A 16,474-nucleotide genomic window follows, 5' to 3' on the forward strand; every position below is an offset into this window, starting at 1 on the left:
GCTGGGTGCGAACGGCGCCGACATGCAGAACAGCGGCGGCCTCCGGCATGTCAGCGCACCTCGAAGGTCGCCCCGATCCCCATACCGGTGATCCACTCCGGGACCGGCTCGTACGCCGTCCACACCAGCGGTGCCTGCACCGCGGCCTGCCCGATCAGCCAGGTGCGGATCTCATGGCCGCCGCTGCCCGCCTGTTCCTCCAGACCCGCGTCGCCGAGTGCCGCGACCGGCTCGGTCTCGCCGGTGCCCAGCTGCTTGAGGAACCAGCGGTCCCAGGCGGTGTTGACGTGGGCGTGCGGGTCGCCGCCCATCGCCCGGACCCGGGGTTCCCGTGCGGCGGCGAAGGCGCGGGCGTCCTCGCGGCCGTGGATCACCGAGTGCCGGCGTTCCTCGGCCATCGCCGGATCACGCGGGTCGTTGCTGGGCAGCCAGTGGGAGAGCCCGCCGCTCGCGATGACCAGGACCCGGCCGGCGGCGCCGTCGCCGCGCAGGGCGTCGCCGAGCGCCCGGCCGAAGGCGATGCAGCGCTCCATGGTCGGCAGCGGGGGCGCGGCGGTGTTCACGACGAGCGGCACCAGCGGAATGTCGGTGCCGCCGCACACCATCTCGTAACTCTGCACGAGTCCGTGGTCGATGGTCAGCGAGTAGGACAGCGACAGGTCGAAGCCCGCGCGGGTGAGCCCGTCGTACGCGGACCAGGCCAGTTCACCGGCGACGGGCAGCGGGCCCGACCGGCTGCCGAAGTCGCCGAATCCGACGGCGTGTTCGACGCCGATGAGGAACGGCGGCATCGCGTCGTAGAAGTTCGCGTGGAAGTGGTCGGGGCCGATGACCACCACCGCGTCGGGCGCAAGGCGTGCGACCGCTTGTGGGAGCCGGGCCGCCTCGGCGAGGAACCGGCCGCCGGGCTGTTCGGGGCCGTCGGGCGGCAGCAGGGTGGCGAACGGGGAGTGCGACATGGCGACCAGGCCGAGGATCTCGCTCATGCCGGGTCCTTGCCGAGGAGGAGGAAGTCGCGGTGGGCGCGCAGGAATTCGGACGGTTTCTCCCACTGCGGCCAGTGGCCCGCGTCCTCGATCACGTGCAGGCGGGCGTCGGACAGCCAGCTCTGGAGCATCGCCGCCTCGTCGAGTCCGCCGGTCGGGTCGTGGTCGGTCCACAGGAGCAGCGTGGGCGCGGTGATCCGGCCGACCCAGGCGGGGTCCCAGGCGAAGTCCTTGCGTATTTCCGGGTCTTGGAGCACCAACGTGTTCTCGATCGCGCGCAGGAAGCCGGGGCGGCCGTAGACGGCTCGGCGCAGGTTCACCAGCTCGTCGGTGACCATCGAGGTGTCGTGGAAGAGGAACTCGACGCGGCGGCGCACGGTTTCGTCGCTGGGGTCGCGGACGGCGGCCAGGGTGCTCTCGCGCATGCGGACCATCACCTCCGGCTTGTTGGCGATGTTCCCGGGGGTGTTGAGCACGAGGCGTTCGACGCGCTCGGGGTGGTACGCCGCGGTCCACGCGGTCACCCAGCCCCCGAGCGATTCGCCGGACAGGTGCGCCGAGTCGATGCCCAGCGCGTCCATCAGGCCGAGGAGGTGATCGGAGAGCACGTCGATCGTGTACGGCCGGTCCGGGAGGTCGGACCAGCCGTGGCCGACCATGTCGTAGGCGGTGACGCGGAAGTCGGTGGCGAGGCCGGCGATGTCCCGGGCGTAGGCCTCGAGGTGTCCGCCGGTGCCGTGCAGCAGGATCAGCTCGGGGCCGGACCCCGCGCGCAGCACCCGGGTGCGGACGCCGGCGACGTCGACGAAGCGCAACTCGTGCTCCACGTCGGACAGTTCGCCCCAGATGCCGATGTGGGCGGGCAGCGGGCTCATGCCTGCTCCTCCTTGAATCGTGCGCGGGCTTCGGCGACCGTGGCCAGGCCCGCGCTCTGCCGCCGGCCGACGCCCAGCAGGTTCAGCAGGCGGGAGTTCTCGATGGTCAGGAACTCGACCGGCTCGGTCCGTGAGTCGTTGTAGTGGCGGTGCCAGGTCCAGGGCGGGGTGTAGATGAAGTCGCCGGCGGCCCAGGGCTCGGTGTCGTCCTCGATCTCGCTGTGGCCGTGCCCGCTGATGACGAAGTGCACCGTCTCGTGATGGTGGCGCTGCATGTCCGAGCTGAGACCCGCCGGGATGGTCTGCCGGAAGAGTTCGAAGGTGGCCGTCGGCAGCAGTCCCGCGATCGCCAGCACGGTCGGGTTGTGTACCTGGTCGGCGGGCAGCGGTGCGAGTTCGTCGGCGTGCACGACGACCGGCCGCGCGGCGCCGGGTTGCACGCTGTCCTGGATCGAGCCGAGGAAATCGGCCATGGTGAAGCGGGATCCCGATGCCGCCATCAGATCGTCTCCGTCCTTCCGCCGTCGACCGTGAGTACGGTCCCGTTGATGTATGCCGCGTCGTCGGAGGCCAGGAACGCCACGGCCGCCGCGATCTCCGCCGGGCGTGCCGCGCGCCCGGCCGGAATGTGCGCGAGGTCCTGCGCGTCGAGTTCGTCGAGTCCCTGGTGTGCGGCGCGGGCCCGGTTGGTGAGGATCTGTGTGCGCCGCTCGGTCGAAGTGGCGCCGGGGGCAACGCAGTTGACGGTCACGCCCTCGGTTGCGAACTCACGGGAGAGCAGCTTGGCCGCGGCCGTGACCGCGGAGCGCAGTACCACGGACGCGGCCAGGTCCGGCTGGGGCTGGCGCACCGCCGTGGACGTCACGAACACCACCCGCCCGAAGCCCCGCTTCGCCATGCCCGGCATCGCCAGCCGGGCCAGCCGCAGCGGGCCGAGCAACAGCAGTTCGGACGCCTCGCGCCAGCGCGTGTCGTCGAGGTCGAGGATTCCACCGGGCGGCGGACCGCCTGCGTTGAGCACCAGCACGTCGAGGCCGCCATAGCGGTGCTCGACCTCTTCCATCGCGGCCGCGGCCGAGTCCGGATCGGCCATGTCGCTCACCAGGGCGTGCACCTCGCGCGCCGGGCCGTCGTCCACCGCGCGGCCGAGCCGGTCGGCCGCGGCTTCGAGGGCGTCGGCGCGCCGGCCGGTGATCACCACCCGGTCGCCCGAACCCGCCAGGCGCTCGGCGATCGCGTGGCCGATACCACTGGCGCCGCCGCCGACCAATGCTGTCCGCATGATGTTGGCATCCTCCTGAATCCACCCCTTGTCCGCCGGGTGGGAGCAGCCTTAGCGTGACCGGCATGACCCCCGGGGAACAAGGGACGAGTCCCACTGCGCGGGACAGCAGGGCCGAGACCTCGGGCCTCGAGCGCGCGGCGGCGATCCTCGGTGCCTTCGACGCGGCGCACCGCGAGCTGACTCTCTCCGCGCTCGTGGCCCGGTGCGGGCTGCCCCGGTCGACCACGCACCGGACGGCGGACCGGATGATCCGTCTCGGCTGGCTGGACAAACCCCACGGCCACTACCGGATCGGCAACCGGCTGTTCGAGATCGGGAGCTTGGCGCCGATCCGGCTGGAGCTGCGCGAGGCCGTGCTGCCCTACCTCCAGGACCTGCACAGCGCGACCAGGACCACCGTGCAGCTCGGCGTCCTGGACGGCGCGCAGATCCTGGTCGTTGACAAGATCACCGGCCACCGCCCGATGCCCATGCTCTCCCAGGTCGGCGGGATCGTCCCGGCGTACTGCTCGGCGCTGGGCCGGGCCATCCTCGCCTACAGCGAGACCGCGACCATCGACGCCGTACTCGATGCCGGAACGCCGCCGCGCAACCCGCGCACACTGACCACCAAGGAGGCCGTCATCCGCGAGCTGACCGCCGTGCCGGCCAGGGGCTGGGCGGTCGAACGCGAGGAGGGCAACATCGGCGTGAGCTGCGTCGCCGCCCCGATCTTCGGCCCGGACGGCGAGGTCGCCGCGGCCCTGTCCGTGACCGGGCCCACCGCCCTGGTCCGCGCCGACCGGGCCGGGCCCGCGGTGCGGCTCGCCGCCGCGGCGGCCTCTCGGGCGTACAGCACGCGCCGTTGAAGTCGTCCTGGCGGGTGGGACGGCTGATTGCGTGTCGGCCGCGTTGATCGGAGCTGCGTCGCCGTCCCGGTCTTCGGCCCGGACGGTCGGGTCGCTGCGGCCTTGTTCGTCACGGGGTCCACGGCCGTGGACCGTGCTGGTCGGGCCGGGCCCTCGGTGCGGCTCGCCGCCGCGGCGGCCTCCCGGGCGCACGGTGCCCGCCGTTGAAATAGTCCCAGCACGTGGGACGGATGATTGCGTATCCGTCGCGCCGAACCGACGCTGATCGCAGCGGACCAGCGCCGCGGTCGGACGGCCGTGGTGGCGACCGGAAGGAGACAACGGTGACTCTAGGCGGTGGCTACATGCTGCCCTCCCGCGAAGGGCACAAGATCGCGGCGATCGGGCTGGGCATCACCCTCAAGGCGGACGGCGCGGCGACGCACGACGCGTACTCGCTGTTCGAGTACACGGTCCCGCCGGAGACGGACGGGCCGCCGCCCCACCTGCACACCCGGGAGGACGAGTCCTTCATCTGCCTGGCCGGACGGCTCGACGTGCACCTCGGTGGCAGGGACTTCGTCCTCGAACACGGCGACTACCTGTACCTGCCGCGCGACGTGATCCACGCCTTCCGCAACCCCTACCCGGAGGAGTCGCGCGTCATCTCGGTCGTCTCGCCCGCCGGCCTGGAGGAGTACTACCAGACGCTCGCGGACATGCCGCCCGGCCCGAAGGACATCGGCCTGATGAAGAAGATCATGGCGGACTTCGGCATCGAGCTCCAACTGCCGCCCGAGGTCGCGTGACCATGAGAATCGCCATCATCGGTGCCGGCCTCGCGGGCCTGGTCACCGCGAAGGTGCTCACGCAGGCCGGGCACCGCACGGACGTGTTCGAGAAGGCCCCGGACGTGGGCGGCGTGTGGAGCCGGACGCGCCGCTATCCGGGAGTCACCACACAGAGCCCGAAAGCGCAGTACTCGTTCTCCGACTTCCCCATGCCCGCGGACTTCCCGGAGTGGCCGAACGGCGCCCAGGTCCAGTCCTACCTCGCCGACTACACCGCCCACTTCGGCCTCGAACCCGCGCTGCGGCTGAGCACCGAGGTGATCTCGGCCGCCCCGACCGACGACGGCAGGTGGAGCGTCGAGTACCGCGACTCCGCAGGTACGCACGACACGGAGATCTACGACCGACTCGTCGTCGCCAACGGGGTGTTCTGCGAACCGGCCGTGCCGAAGTTCGACGGCCTGGCGGAGTTCACCGCGGCCGGCGGCCGGGTGTGCGCGGGCACCGAGTTCCACGACGCCGAGCAGGCGCGCGACCGCAACGTCCTCGTCGTCGGCTACGGCAAGTCGGCCTGCGATGTCGCTGTGCCGATCAGTGCTGTCGCCGCCCGCACCGACGTGATCGCGCGGCAACTGCTGTGGAAGGTCCCGCGGAAGATCGGTGGCCGGCTGAACTTCAAGATGCTGCTGCTCACCCGGCTCGGCGAAGGACTGTTCCGCTACATCCGCCCGCGCGGCTTCGAACGCTTCCTGCACGGCCCCGGCAACGGCCTGCGCCGCCGGATGATCAACTCCATCGGCACGGTGTCGATACGGCAACTCGGCCTCAGGCGGCTCGACTTGGTGCCCGAGGGAACGATGGAGGACATCGTGCGCGGCGCCATCGGGCTCGCGACCGAGGGATTCTTCGAGGCTGTCACGGCAGGTGACATCACCGTCCACCGGGACCGCACCATCGAGGAACTCCTCGTCGTGGACGGCGAGCCCTCCGCCCGCCTGTCCGACGGCACCACGCTGCGGGCGGACCTGGTCGTCTGCGCCACCGGCTTCACCCAAGGCGTCCCGTTCCTGCCCGAGGGGGTGCGCGAGCAACTGCTGGACGAGCGCGGGAACTTCATGCTCTACCGCCAGATCCTGCCCCTGGGGATTCCCGGCCTGTTCTTCAACGGCTACAACTCCTCCTTCTTCAGCCCGCTCAACGCGGAGATCGCCGCGCTGTGGATCGCGGCCGACCTCGCCGGCGCGCTGGAGACACCCGACACCGAGACCATGAGGCACGCGGTCGTCGAGCAGTTGGCTTTCATGGACATCGCCACCGACACGCACCACTGTCGCGGCACGAAGATCATCCCGTTCTCCATGCACAACGCCGACGAAGTACTCGGCGACCTGGATCTCAACATCAACCGGCTCGTCCGCGCCGTTCACTGGCTCGGCCCGGTCGATCCGGCCGCGTACCGACGGCTGACGCCGATGCTGATCGAGCGCCTGACGCCGGCCGAGCCCGGAGACCGGGACCGACCGCACCTCCGTGCCCTTCCCGGCCCGGGAAGTACGTCGCCGGAGAGCCTGACGAAAACCTCGTCGCAGGGCTGAGGAACCGTCGCACCCCGGCGCGGGACGAACTCGCCGGGGTGCGGAGGCAGTTCAGCCGGGACGCGGGCACCGGCGGGAGCCGGTCAGCCGTACGTCACGGTGATCGGTGCGTGCACGCTCCGCGCGGGGAGTGTGACGGTCAGGGTGCCGGTCGTGCTGTCGAAGTGGTAGGCGTGAGCGGGCAGTTGAGCCCCTCCCACCCGCACGACGCTCGGGGCGGTGACGCCGAGGAGGGCGACGGTCCACTGCCGGTTTTTGACCTGGCCGTGGAAGGACCCGGTCGTGGGGCTGATCGTCAGTGTGTGCCGGGAGCCGTTCTCGCGGTACCGGATCTTCGTGACGGCGCTGTGGCCGTGCCCGGTGGTGGTTCCGTCGTCCTCGTAGAGGTTGTAGGAGCCGGAGGCGCCCGCGGCGACGGTGAGCGTGACCTTGGTCAGTGGGGCCTTGTCGTTGCTGGTGACGTTGTCCGTGCGGGTCGGGACGACGGAGCCCGCCTTGACGAACACCGGCATGGTGTCGAGGCCGTTGGTGATGTTCTGGGTGGTGCCGCTGGCGTAGGTCTGCCCGGTGAAGTAGTCGGTCCACTGGCTGCCGGGCGGGAACCACACCGACGTCGTCGCCGTGGTGCCGGGTGTGGTGACGGGGGCGACGAGCATGTCGGGGCCGTAGAAGTACTCGCTGCCCGAAGTGGCGTACGCCTGCGGCTCATTGGGATATTCCAGGTACGTCGGGCGGGTGACCGGGACGCCGGTCGTGGCAGCCTGCTGTGCGAGCGAATAGGTGTAAGGCACCAGGTTCTCGCGGAGGTTGAGGAACTTGTCCGCTGAGGCGCGCGCCGCGGTGCCGTACTGCCAGGGCAGTCGGTCGCTGTGGTTGCTGTGCAGGCGGTCGATGGGCTGGAAGGTGCCGAGCTGGACCCAGCGGGCGTACATGTCGTCGGGGAGTCTGTGCGTGGTCTGGGTCGTGCCGCCGGAGGTGTAGGTCTCCGAACCGGTCAGGTTCGTCGTGTCGTTGTGGCCGCCGATGTCATGGCTGATCGCCGAGAGGCCGGTGGCGGCCGCCTCGCCCGGTGTGTAGCCGACCTCCCCTTTCAAGGTGCCCCAGGTGGAGGAGGTGTCGCCGGTGAAGTGGACGGTGGTGCGCTTGTCGGCCCACGGCCCGGTCGGCAGGCCCTGCTGGCTGCTGTAGCCGCCCGCCTGGAGGGAGCCGTAGGCGCGGGAGACGGCGAATCCGCGGCCGACGGTCTTGTCGGCGTCCGTCGCGTACTGCTGGTTGATCCACGCGTCGGGAGTGACACCGGGCAGCGAGGACTGGGAGGCGTCGCAGCACCAGTCGAGCCACCAGAAGTCGTTGCCCTGTTGGTCCATGGTCTGATGCAGGTCCATGTACGCCTTCAGCTGGTCGGGGTCGCCCCAGTCGAAGGTGTAGCAGTCCCCGGCCCCGCTGCTCGCGGCAGGGGCACAACCACCCTTGTGCAGCTTGCCCTTGGCGGTCGCCTGGGCCTGTGCGAACTGCGGGTCGCTGCTGAGGATGCTCGGGTGGATGTTGAGCGTGTCGTGCAGACCCTGGGAGGCGGCCCAGTCGAAGAACGCCTTCGGATCGGGGAACTTGGACGGGTCGATCTCCCAACCGCTCCAGGTGTTGGGCGACTTGAAGTCCGTGTCGGTCACCAGGACGTCCAGGGGTACGCCCTCGGCGCGGAAGGCGGGCAGGATCTTGTTCTCGTAGTCGGCGGCGGTGCGGTCGATGTACTCCGAGTACCAGACGCCGTACGCCCATTGGGGAAGCAGTTCGGACGGGCCGGTCAGGGTGGCCAGGTCGGACAGGGCCTGCTTGTAGTCGTGGCCGTAGCCGAAGACATAGCCGTCCTGGTACGGCGTCCCGCCGTGGGACGGGCGCTGGGTGACCTGGCGGGTGCCGGTGTCGTAGAGAGCCGAGGCCGTGTCGTCGAGCAGGTACCAGCCGTCCTTGTACAACAGGCCGGGTGTGATGGCCGGCGCGCCGTTGTCGCCGTTGTAGCCGTCGAGGCTGCGGCGGTAACCGCCGAGCGCGAGGTGCGGTTGCGGGGCCGCCGCGCCGGTCGCGGTGACGGCGACCGTGTCGAGGTTGACGTGGCAACTCGCGGCGTCCGGGCAGGCGATGGCGACGTCGTTCGCCCCTGCCTTGAGAGTGACGGGGACCGAGGCGGTCTTCCACGTGTCCCAGTTGCCGGTGACAGGCAGAGACAGGGTCTGCGTGGTGCCGCCGGAGGACACCGTGGCCGTACGGGTCTGGTAGAGCCCGTCACGGCCGGTCGCGTTGGCATAGCGCACCTGCAACGCGTAGGTGCCGTCGGCCGGTACGCCGACCACGTGGGTCAACGTGCCCGCTCCCTGGTTGAGTTCGGCGAGGAAGCCGCTGCCGGAGTAGCCGGCGTGGTCGGTGGCCGTGATCGCCGTGCCCGAGGCGCGGCCGGCCTCTGCCTCGCAGTTCGCGCCGAACCCGCAGCCCACGATCGCGGTTGTGGACGTCGCCGGAAAGCCGCCGTCCTGGTTCACCAGGGCGACGCTGTCGATGTTGACGTCACCGGAGTCCGTGGCGGTCCTCGTCAGCGTGATCGTGTGGTGGCCGGCGCTCAGTTGCACCGCGCTGGTCGCCAGGGCCCACGTGTCCCAGTTCGCGGTGGTCGGCAGGCTGACGGTCCGGCTCGCGCCGCCGTCCACCGACAACGTCAGGGTGCGGGTGGTGTTCTGGCCGTCGCCGCCGAGGGAGTTGGCGTAGCGGGCATCGAATTGGTACGTCCCCGCCGTTGCCACGTCGACGTCGGCGGACAGGGAGTTGCCCGTCCCCTCGAAGCCCGCCACGAAACCGGAGCCGGTGTAACCGGTGTGGTCCGAGGCGAATGAGGGCCCGCTGCGCGGCAGTTGCTCGGCCTCGCACAGGGCGCCCAGACCACACGTGAGCCGCTGCCAGGGCGCGGCGGTGACCGGTGTTCCACCGGCCGACAGCCGTACGGAGAGGTTCTGGGCGTCGAACGGTCCCGACCCCACCTGGTACCGCAGGGTGACCGCGCTCGTGGTGATGGTCAGCCAGCCGTCGGACGTGCTGGAGGTGTAGGAGGTCGGCGCGAACGCGCTGCGGCCGATCGCGTTGTACGTCGCGCTGTCGGTGAACTTCCCGTCCTGCGCGTACTCCGTGCGGATCAGGGTGGGGGAGAGGACCTGGAAACGTGCGTTGCCCGACGTCACCGACGCGGGGCGATGGGCCGCCGCCGGTGCGTCCGCCGATGCCGCTCCGGCCGCGGGCACGATCATGGCCGCCAGGCTGCTGACGAGGGCGACGACCGTGACACGCCGTCGCGGGAGGCGCGTCGTGCGAAACGTCGATCTTCTTCTTCTCACGGACAGCTCCGTCCTGAAACGGGCCTGCGGGGGCCCGTGGTGAAGGTGTGCCGGTTCCCGTTCGCGCCCGGTGGAATCTGCTGCCTGCCGACATCGTTGTCAAGTCCTCTCGTGCGAGGGGCTGTTGAGGATCGATCGGCCGTCTACGCTGGCGGCGTGACGTTGGTGTGGGTGACGGGCAACTCAGGGACCGGCAAGTCCACGGTCTGCGGGGCGTTGCGGAAGCGCGGCCACGTCGCGCTCGACGCCGACGAGGACGGCTTCAGCCGCTGGATCGACCGAGCTGAGGGCGAGGTCGTGAGGGACCCTCCGTATCCGGTTCCCGAGGGCTGGCTCGACCGATACGGGTGGGCGATCGTCCGCGACCGCGTGGAGACCCTCGTCGAGGAGTCCCGTTCCCGCACCGCGTTCTTGTGCGGGTCGGCGGAGAACGAGGCGGACGTCCGCGATCTCTTCGACCTCGTCGTGTGCCTGGTGATCGACGAGGACACCCTCCGCCACCGGCTCGCGACCCGCACCACGAACGCGTTCGGGCAACATCCCGAGGAACTTGCAGCCGCCCTGAAGTGGAATCCTCGGATGCGAGCGAGCTACGAAAGCCGTGGCGCGACGATCATCGACGCGTCAAAGCCGGTGACCGAGGTGGTGGACAGCGTGATCGACGCGGTTCGCAAGGCGAATCGGCCCCGCCCGGTCAGTCCTCGTCCCCGAACGGCAGCGCGTCGAGATCCCCGTTGAAGTTCTCCATGCCCGGGAACATCAACTCCAGGTCGTCGGAAGGCAGTTCCTGCCGGGCCCCCGGAGTGAGAAGGGCCTGTTCCGTCCAGATGCATTTGCCTGTCGGTGTGTAGCGCGTGCCCCAGTGCTGGGAGAGGGCGGCGACCAGCTGCAGACCGCGACCGCCCTCGTCCGTGTCCGTGGCGCGGCGGATACGGGGCATCGTCAGGCTGCCGTCGAAGACCTCGCAGATCAACTCGGCGCCGTGCAGCAGACGCAGACTGACCGGGCCCTTGGCATGGCGTACGACGTTGCCGACCAGCTCGCTGGCCAGGAGTTCCGTGGTCGGGGTCAGGTCCTCCAGGCCCCAGGTGCGCAGCTGCTCCCGGACGTGACGGCGGGCCTGGCCGGCCGCCCGTGGGTCCTCGGGCAGCGGCCAGGAGGCCATCCGGTCGCTGGTCAGGGCGTGGAGACGAGCGACGAGGAGGGCGGCGTCGTCGGCCGTCGGGTGTTCGGCGGGGAGCAGGCCCGCCGTGAGGGTGTCGCAGAGCTGCTCCAGGTCCGCTTCCTCGCCGCTCTCGGTCCGGTGCGCGGTGCTCAGCAGACGCGCCAGGTCCGCCATGCCCTCGTCCATCTCACGCTTCGACGACTCCACCAGGCCGTCGGTGTACAGCACCAGCAGACTTCCCTCCGGCACCTTCAACTCGACCGTCCCGAACGGCGGTTCAGCCGCGCCGAGGGGCGGGTCGGCCGACAGCTCCGGGAAGTGCACCGTGCCGTCCGGGTAGACCACGGCCGGTGGCGGATGACCGGCCCCGGCGATGGAACAGATCTGGGTCGTCGAGTCGTAGAGCGCGTACAGACACGTCACGTACGACTCCTCGCCCATCCCGGCGACGAGGTCGTTGAGGTGGCTCATGATCTCGTCGGGCGGCAGCTCCAGGTCGGCGAGGGTGTGCAGCGCGGTGCGCAGCCGCCCCATCGTCGCCGCTTCCGGCAGGCCGTGGCCCATGACGTCGCCCACCACCAGGGCGACCTGCCCGCCGGAGAGCGGGATGATGTCGTACCAGTCGCCGCCGACGTCCATGCCCTGGCCCGCGGGCAGGTAGCGGGCGGCCGCGGTGCACGCCGGCAGGGCGGGCAGGGCGCGGGGGAGCAGGCTGCGCTGCAGTTCGCGGGACCGGGTGTGCTCGGCGTCGTAGAGCCGGGCCCGCTCCAGGGCCTGGGCGACGAGGGCGCTGATCGTGGTCAGCAGGGTGCGTTCCTCGTCGGTGAGCCGGCGGGAGCGGTCGAAGGCGACCACGCAGACGCCGAAGGTCTTCCCGGACGCCGTCAGCGGCAGGAACGCCCACGCCTCTTTCTCTGCCCGGGCCGGTCTGCCGGCCAGCTCGGGGTAGTGGGCCTCGTACTCCTCGACCGAGGAGAGGAACAGCGGCAGACCGGACGCGATCACGTCCCAGGACGGCTCGCCGGGGGTCCGGGGGCGGCCGTCGACGGTGGCGAGGAAGTCGTCCGGGTAGCCGTCCGCTCCCACGGTGTGCAGCCGGTCGCCCTCGACGGCCTGCACCAGGAGTCCGGCTGCGGCGAATGGCGGCAGCACCCGGCGCGCGACCGCGGCCACCACGTCCTGCGAGGTCGTCGCCTTGGCGAGCGCGGCCGTCAACTCGCCCATCCGGACCGCGCGTCGGGCCGCCGCCAGCTCGGAGGCCCGGCGTTCCTCCTCGTGCTGCCGCTTCTCGGTGACGTCGGTGAGGTAGAGGGTGACTCCGTCGGGACCCGGGACCAGCCGCAGGTGGTAGCGGCGGCCGGCGTCCCCCAGCATGGCGTCGAAGCCGACGGGCGTCTCCTCGGCGGCGGCCTTCCGGCAGCGGTCCTCCAGGCCGGGGACCTCCCGCGCCGTGGGCAGCTCCCACAGCAGGCGCCCGAACAACTCCTCCTCGGAGAGGCCCAGCGTGCGCTCCGCCTGCAGGTTGGCGAAGGTGATCCGCCACTCGTCGTCCACCGCGAGGAAGCCGTCGCTCATGTGGCGCAGGGCACGGCTGAGCGAGTCCCGGGCGGTCCGGGACTCGTTGCTCTCCCAGCCCACGCCGATCATCCGGAGCGGTTCGCCGTGCTCGTCGTAGGTCGCCCGGCCACGGGCCTGCGTCCAGCCGTACGTGCCGTCGAGGCGCCGTACCCGGTACTCCGCCTCGAACACGCCGTGCTCGCGGATCGCCCGGTCCACCGCGTCCAGCGTCGGCGCCAGATCGTCGGGGTGGACGCACGCCATCCAGTTCTCGACCCGGGCGGTGTAGTCCTCGGGTCTGGTGCCGTAGAGCTCCAGGGCCGCCTCGTCCCAGATCAGTTCGCCGCCCTGGATGTCCCAGTCCCACGAGCCGACGCTGACCTCTTTGAGGGCCTGGCGAAGCCGGTCGCGGTCACCGCTCAGCTCTCCCTGGGAGGGGCCGGAGGGCGGTGGCGCCTGGCGCATGCGCTCCTCTGTCCAGGCGACCAGGTCCCTGAGGAAGTGCCACTGCGGCGGGGTGGGCTCGCCCTGGTCGCCCATCAGCACCGTGAGCGCGCCGATGCTGCGGTCCCCACCGGACACCGGTACGGAGGCCAGACCACTGCCGGGCCAGGCGAGCTCCTGGCCCGAGGACGTGTGCCGCACCGGCACCCACACACCGCTGCCCAGGTGCACGGCCCTCGCCGGGGCCGTCGGGCCCTCCTGGTCGATGATCTCCCACGGGCGGGTCAGCGCGGGCGGCAGACCGGTCGACGACACCAGCCGCAGCGCGGACATCGGGCCGCGCAGGTGAATCGCTCCACCGAGGGCGCTCAGCTCCGCCACCGCGTGCTGGAGTGCCAGCCGGAAGACTTCGCTCTCGGTGACGCCGGGGTCCACAGTGCCGAGCAGAGCCAGACGTGCGTTCATACCGTAAATTTTACCGTTCCCGCCTCACGTAACGCGGTGCTTCGCAGGACTCTCACCGTGACTCCAGCCATCCCATCAGGCACTCAACAGCCAGCACTCCAGCCCGAGTTGCAACAGACTTCCGCCTGTGTTCCCTCGGGTGACAATACTCGGCATCCGGGGGAACGGAACGCCGGAAACCGGATGCGTGCGCGGGGCGCGGGTGCCCGGGTCGGTCGCGGCCGGGACGGACCGCCGTTCGTTCGGGATTCCGGCCGACCGACGGGGTGCCGTTCACAGATCGGGAGGGGAGCGGTAACGATCGACGGCTACATTCGGAGCCATCCTGGAACTCCTTGATCACGCACGCACGTTGTGACCCCGTCAGGCTCACCCCAACCGCCAACGAGGAGCGGCATGGACATCGGCGTATTCATCCCCATCGGCAACAACGGCTGGCTCATTTCGAAGAGTTCGCCCCAGTACCTGCCGAGCTTCGACCTGAACAAGGCCATCGTGCAGAAGGCGGAGGAACACGGCCTCGACTTCGCGCTGTCGATGATCAAACTCAAGGGGTTCGGCGGCGAGACCGAGTTCTGGGACCACAACCTGGAGTCGTTCACCCTGATGGCCGGCCTGGCCGCCGTGACAGAACGGATCAAGCTCTACGCCTCCACCCCGATCCTCGTCCTGCCCCCGGCGATCGTCGCCCGCATGGCCACGACGATCGACTCGATCGCCCCCGGCCGCTTCGGCATCAACATCGTCACCGGCTGGGCACCCGGCGAGTACTCCCAGATGGGCGTGTGGCCCGGCGACGCACACTTCGGCAACCGCTACGCCCGCGCCGCCGAGTACGTCACCGTGATGAAGGAGCTGTGGAGCGAGGGCGTCAGCAACTTCAAGGGCGAGTTCTACGAGATGGACGACTGCGTGCTCTCACCGCGCCCGGCGGACGGGCACATCGACATCGTCGCGGCCGGGCAGAGCCCCACGGGCATCCGGTTCGCCGCCGAGCACGCCGAGTACAACTTCATCCTCGGCAGCGGCGTCAACACCCCGCTCGCGCTGTCGGACACCACGGCCTCGCTCGTGGACGCGGCGGCGGAGACCGGCCGTGACGTCGGCGCGCTCTCCCTCTTCATGATCATCGCCGACGAGACCGACGAGGCCGCCCGGGCGAAGTGGCAGGACTACCACGACAACGCCGACCATGCGGCGCTGGCGTACATGGCCGGCGAATCGGCCACGGACACCACCGCCGACGACACCTCCACCGCCCGCACCATCGTGCTGCCCGAGGGCGCGGTGAACTTCAACATGGGCACGCTCGTCGGGTCGTACGAGACCGTGGCGAAGCTGCTCGACGAGGTCGCCGAGGTCCAGGGCACCAAGGGCATCATGCTCGTCTTCGACGACTTCCTCGAAGGCCTGGAGAACTTCGGCACCCGCATCCAGCCACTGATGAAGTCCCGCTCGGTGTCCGGGTGACCAGCGCCGTGGAGCCGGACAGCGGTTGACCCACCGTCGGCGGGGCGCCCGCCCCGCCGATCCCGCCTCCCCACGAAAGCCGTGCCGATGACCGGTTCCGAACAGCAACAGGAGGACTACGAGCGCGCCGGGTTGGGTGGGCAGCTCACTCCCGGCACGTCACCGGCCCTCGTCCTGGTGGATCCCGCCCGTGCCTACGTCGACCCTGACTGCCCGCTCTACGCCGGCGTCGAACCGGCGGTCGAGGCGATGAGGGTCCTCCTGGCCTACGCGCGCCGGGCCGGGATTCCGGTGATCGTCACGCGGGTGCGGCTGCGGGCGGACGGGAGCGACGGCGGCGTCTTCTTCCGCAAGGTGCCCAGCCTGCGGGCGTTCGTCGAGGGCAGCCCCTTCGGCGAGTTCATCGACGGGCTGGCCCCGGCCCCGGACGAACTGACCGTAACGAAGCAGTGCCCGAGCGCCTTCTTCGGCACCGGGCTGGCCGCGCACCTCACGGCCGCCGGAATCGACACCCTGCTCATCGGCGGACTGTCGACGAGCGGCTGCGTCCGTGCCACCGCGATGGACGCCATGCAGCACGGCTTCGTTCCGATCGTGGTCGAGGAGGCCGTGGGCGACCGGGACCCGGACATCCATGCGGCGAACCTCTTCGACATCGGCCACAAGATCGGTGAGGTCTGGGGGATCGGACGCGTTCAGGACTACCTCGAGAGGTGGAGCGCTACACACGATCTGTCGACTCGGCGGCGTCGGTGACAGCTCACGGGGCTGCTCGTCGAGTTTCAGACGGACCGTGCGACAGGGCCAGGGAGAAGGCCGGCCGCTTGGAGGATCCGGCGGTCGCGATCGTGGACTCGCAGTCGGTACGGGCAGCCGCGAGCATCTACTCCAAGTGCTGGGGTCGACGGAGATGTGACCCGGCACGAACACATGACGGGCCCCGGAGATCAGAGATCATCTCCGGGGCCCGGCGTATGGAGTCGCACTGTTTCGGCGTCAGCGGACTGAACCCGGACATGGCGACAACCGCCGATTCCGGCGGCGCCTGCCTACCTTGCGTTACGTGGCCCCCGTGCCGTCACGGTCGGGTCCGGGTCTGGTTCAGCCTTCGACGACGCCGGATGCGACGATCTCGATCTTGGCCTTGGTGGCGCCCGACTGCGAGCCCAGGGACTCGATCTTGTCGATGATTTCCTGGCCCTCGACTGCCTCGCCGAAGACGACGTGCTTGCCGTCCAGCCACGAGGTGACGACGGTGGTGATGAAGAACTGCGAGCCGTTGGTGTTGCGGCCGGCGTTCGCCATCGACAGCAGGTAGGGGCGGTCGTGCTTCAGGTCGAAATTCTCGTCCGCGAACTTCTCGCCGTAGATGCTCTTGCCGCCGGTGCCGTTGTGGTTGGTGAAGTCGCCGCCCTGCAGCATGAACTGCGGGATGACGCGGTGGAAGCCGGAACCGGCGTAGCCGAAGCCATTCTGCCCGGTGGCCAACTCGCGGAAGTTCCGGGCGGTCTTCGGGACGACCTCGTCGAAGAGGTTGAAGATGATGCGGCCCGCGGGGGCACCGTCGATGGTGATGTCGAAGTAGACGCTACTCATGATTAGTTCTTTCACTCTCAGTGTGTTGCACACTGCCC

The 16,474-nt window shown here is 70.1% G+C and carries 13 protein-coding genes; 6 read left to right on the forward strand and 7 right to left on the reverse strand.

Annotated elements, in window-relative coordinates:
• Positions 1-50 precede the first annotated feature (50 nt).
• Genes OO70_RS02775 through OO70_RS02790 form a run of 4 tightly spaced genes read right to left on the reverse strand, consistent with a single transcriptional unit; the run spans position 51 to position 3,143 of the window.
• Entirely contained in the window at positions 51-986 is a 936-nt protein-coding gene (locus OO70_RS02775) for a DODA-type extradiol aromatic ring-opening family dioxygenase (RefSeq protein ID WP_043663103.1), read from the reverse strand.
• Positions 983-1,861: an alpha/beta fold hydrolase gene (locus OO70_RS02780; protein WP_043663106.1), complete on the reverse strand. Its 879-nt coding sequence runs from the start codon at positions 1,859-1,861 to the stop codon at positions 983-985. Before OO70_RS02780 ends, OO70_RS02775 begins: the two co-directional genes overlap by 4 nt.
• Positions 1,858-2,361 (reverse strand): cupin domain-containing protein, encoded by a 504-nt coding sequence (locus OO70_RS02785; RefSeq protein WP_043663108.1) that lies wholly within the window; start codon positions 2,359-2,361, stop codon positions 1,858-1,860. Before OO70_RS02785 ends, OO70_RS02780 begins: the two co-directional genes overlap by 4 nt.
• Positions 2,361-3,143, reverse strand: a complete 783-nt coding sequence (locus OO70_RS02790; protein ID WP_043663111.1) for an SDR family oxidoreductase — start codon at positions 3,141-3,143, stop codon at positions 2,361-2,363. Before OO70_RS02790 ends, OO70_RS02785 begins: the two co-directional genes overlap by 1 nt.
• A gap of 65 nt (positions 3,144-3,208) precedes the next feature.
• Here OO70_RS02790 and OO70_RS02795 point away from each other — a divergent pair, with 65 nt between their 5' ends.
• The 3 genes from OO70_RS02795 to OO70_RS02805 all read left to right on the forward strand — a co-directional run bounded on the left by OO70_RS02795 (position 3,209) and on the right by OO70_RS02805 (position 6,359).
• The gene (locus tag OO70_RS02795; protein WP_043663655.1) at positions 3,209-3,994 is read left to right on the forward strand and encodes an IclR family transcriptional regulator; all 786 of its coding nucleotides are present in this window, start codon (positions 3,209-3,211) and stop codon (positions 3,992-3,994) included.
• Positions 3,995-4,317: 323 nt separating this feature from the next.
• The gene (locus tag OO70_RS02800; RefSeq protein WP_234336674.1) at positions 4,318-4,782 is read left to right on the forward strand and encodes a cupin domain-containing protein; all 465 of its coding nucleotides are present in this window, start codon (positions 4,318-4,320) and stop codon (positions 4,780-4,782) included.
• Positions 4,783-4,784: 2 nt separating this feature from the next.
• Positions 4,785-6,359, forward strand: a complete 1,575-nt coding sequence (locus OO70_RS02805; protein WP_234336675.1) for a flavin-containing monooxygenase — start codon at positions 4,785-4,787, stop codon at positions 6,357-6,359.
• Positions 6,360-6,442: 83 nt separating this feature from the next.
• Here the strand turns inward: OO70_RS02805 and OO70_RS02810 are convergent, their stop codons facing one another.
• Positions 6,443-9,652: a TIM-barrel domain-containing protein gene (locus OO70_RS02810; protein ID WP_043663117.1), complete on the reverse strand. Its 3,210-nt coding sequence runs from the start codon at positions 9,650-9,652 to the stop codon at positions 6,443-6,445.
• A gap of 243 nt (positions 9,653-9,895) precedes the next feature.
• Between OO70_RS02810 and OO70_RS02815 the strand changes: the two genes are divergently transcribed.
• Entirely contained in the window at positions 9,896-10,477 is a 582-nt protein-coding gene (locus OO70_RS02815) for an AAA family ATPase (protein WP_043663120.1), read from the forward strand.
• Here OO70_RS02815 and OO70_RS02820 read toward each other — a convergent pair.
• Positions 10,434-13,370 carry a SpoIIE family protein phosphatase gene (locus OO70_RS02820; RefSeq protein ID WP_043663123.1) on the reverse strand — a complete coding sequence of 979 codons (2,937 nt, stop codon included), beginning with the start codon at positions 13,368-13,370 and terminating at the stop codon, positions 10,434-10,436. The genes OO70_RS02815 and OO70_RS02820 overlap by 44 nt on opposite strands.
• A gap of 396 nt (positions 13,371-13,766) precedes the next feature.
• Between OO70_RS02820 and rutA the strand changes: the two genes are divergently transcribed.
• Positions 13,767-14,840 carry a pyrimidine utilization protein A gene (gene rutA, locus OO70_RS02825; RefSeq protein WP_043663126.1) on the forward strand — a complete coding sequence of 358 codons (1,074 nt, stop codon included), beginning with the start codon at positions 13,767-13,769 and terminating at the stop codon, positions 14,838-14,840.
• Between the two features lie 87 nt (positions 14,841-14,927).
• Positions 14,928-15,596: an isochorismatase family protein gene (locus OO70_RS02830; protein WP_043663129.1), complete on the forward strand. Its 669-nt coding sequence runs from the start codon at positions 14,928-14,930 to the stop codon at positions 15,594-15,596.
• A gap of 345 nt (positions 15,597-15,941) precedes the next feature.
• Here OO70_RS02830 and OO70_RS02835 read toward each other — a convergent pair whose 3' ends face one another.
• Positions 15,942-16,436 (reverse strand): peptidylprolyl isomerase, encoded by a 495-nt coding sequence (locus OO70_RS02835; protein ID WP_043663132.1) that lies wholly within the window; start codon positions 16,434-16,436, stop codon positions 15,942-15,944.
• Positions 16,437-16,474: the final 38 nt, after the last annotated feature.

Source organism: Streptomyces xylophagus, assembly GCF_000716435.1.
In the GTDB taxonomy this organism is placed as follows: Bacteria; Actinomycetota; Actinomycetes; order Streptomycetales; family Streptomycetaceae; genus Streptomyces; species Streptomyces xylophagus.

What these genes read in the sequence shown, in the direction of transcription:
- OO70_RS02790 (WP_043663111.1), bottom strand. Translation starts at nt 3,143, where the DNA reads ATGCGGACAGCATTGGTCGGCGGCGGCGCCAGTGGTATCGGCCACGCG.
- OO70_RS02810 (WP_043663117.1), bottom strand. Translation starts at nt 9,652, where the DNA reads ATGATCGTGCCCGCGGCCGGAGCGGCATCGGCGGACGCACCGGCGGCG.
- rutA (WP_043663126.1), top strand. Translation starts at nt 13,767, where the DNA reads ATGGACATCGGCGTATTCATCCCCATCGGCAACAACGGCTGGCTCATT.
- OO70_RS02795 (WP_043663655.1), top strand. Translation starts at nt 3,209, where the DNA reads ATGACCCCCGGGGAACAAGGGACGAGTCCCACTGCGCGGGACAGCAGG.
- OO70_RS02785 (WP_043663108.1), bottom strand. Translation starts at nt 2,361, where the DNA reads ATGGCGGCATCGGGATCCCGCTTCACCATGGCCGATTTCCTCGGCTCG.
- OO70_RS02775 (WP_043663103.1), bottom strand. Translation starts at nt 986, where the DNA reads ATGAGCGAGATCCTCGGCCTGGTCGCCATGTCGCACTCCCCGTTCGCC.
- OO70_RS02780 (WP_043663106.1), bottom strand. Translation starts at nt 1,861, where the DNA reads ATGAGCCCGCTGCCCGCCCACATCGGCATCTGGGGCGAACTGTCCGAC.
- OO70_RS02805 (WP_234336675.1), top strand. Translation starts at nt 4,785, where the DNA reads ATGAGAATCGCCATCATCGGTGCCGGCCTCGCGGGCCTGGTCACCGCG.
- OO70_RS02820 (WP_043663123.1), bottom strand. Translation starts at nt 13,370, where the DNA reads ATGAACGCACGTCTGGCTCTGCTCGGCACTGTGGACCCCGGCGTCACC.
- OO70_RS02835 (WP_043663132.1), bottom strand. Translation starts at nt 16,436, where the DNA reads ATGAGTAGCGTCTACTTCGACATCACCATCGACGGTGCCCCCGCGGGC.
- OO70_RS02830 (WP_043663129.1), top strand. Translation starts at nt 14,928, where the DNA reads ATGACCGGTTCCGAACAGCAACAGGAGGACTACGAGCGCGCCGGGTTG.